This is a genomic window from Aeromonas sp. PrichA-15, assembly GCF_017939245.1.
Lineage (GTDB): Bacteria > Pseudomonadota > Gammaproteobacteria > Enterobacterales > Aeromonadaceae > Aeromonas > Aeromonas caviae.
This window is the reverse complement of sequence record NZ_JAGKRH010000290.1, coordinates 1-975: the sequence shown is the minus strand read 5'-3', so window position 1 is coordinate 975 and position 975 is coordinate 1. Positions and strand designations below refer to the sequence as shown.

The 975-nt window shown below is 48.8% G+C and carries 1 tRNA gene and 2 rRNA genes; all 3 read right to left on the bottom strand.

The window, feature by feature from the left end:
* Positions 1-302: ribosomal RNA gene (locus J9889_RS21295) — 23S ribosomal RNA — on the bottom strand; the annotation flags it as partial.
* A 251-nt stretch (positions 303-553) separates the two neighbouring features.
* Positions 554-629: transfer RNA gene (locus tag J9889_RS21290), tRNA-Glu, on the bottom strand.
* A 210-nt stretch (positions 630-839) separates the two neighbouring features.
* Positions 840-975: ribosomal RNA gene (locus tag J9889_RS21285) — 16S ribosomal RNA — on the bottom strand; the annotation flags it as partial.

Genomic DNA, 975 nt, shown 5'->3' with positions numbered 1-975 from the left:
AGGACCGTTCCACTAACTTCCAAGATGCTTAAGGGCTAATCCCCGTTCGCTCGCCGCTACTGAGGGAATCTCGGTTGATTTCTTTTCCTCGGGGTACTTAGATGTTTCAGTTCTCCCGGTTCGCCTCGCTACGCTATGTATTCACGCAGCGATACCTAGCTTATGCTAAGTGGGTTTCCCCATTCGGAAATCCGTGAGTCGTAATGTCTCTTACCGACTGCTCACGGCTTATCGCAGGTTAGTACGTCCTTCATCGCCTCTGACTGCCAAGGCATCCACCATGTACGCTTAGTCACTTAACCATACAACCCCAAGAAGTGTCGTTGAACGACCCAGCTTGTTGCTGCACAACTTTCTTCCCGAAGGAAGGTGACCAAATAAAATTTGGTTTTCGCCAAGAAGTTTCCAAAGCACTTGTAACAAATGTTTGAGAACTACTTTTTAAATCAGCTTTCCAGATTGTTAAAGAGCATGTTTGCAACGGCGCGAGGCCGAAGAAAACAGAGTTAAGAATCAGTTCTTAACTCTGCATTCTTGTTAGCAAGAAGAGAAGTGGCGTCCCCTAGGGGATTCGAACCCCTGTTACCGCCGTGAAAGGGCGGTGTCCTAGGCCTCTAGACGAAGGGGACCCCGAGTCTGCTTTGCAGTGCTTGCGCACTGAGACAACAGGCAGCACTAAACTGCTATTCACATCCCGTTATCCGGCAGAAGAGGTTTTCTCTCATCCATCCCGAAGGCTGGACAACAGAAGCTGATGCATTAATGCACCAGGTCTTTGCTCTAACTACTTTGAATCAAGGCAATCTGTGTGAACACTCAACAACTTCGTCATCTTAAGGTAAGGAGGTGATCCAACCCCAGGTTCCCCTAGGGTTACCTTGTTACGACTTCACCCCAGTCATGAATCACACCGTGGTAAACGCCCTCCCGAAGGTTAAGCTATCTACTTCTGGTGCAACCCACTCCCATGGTGTG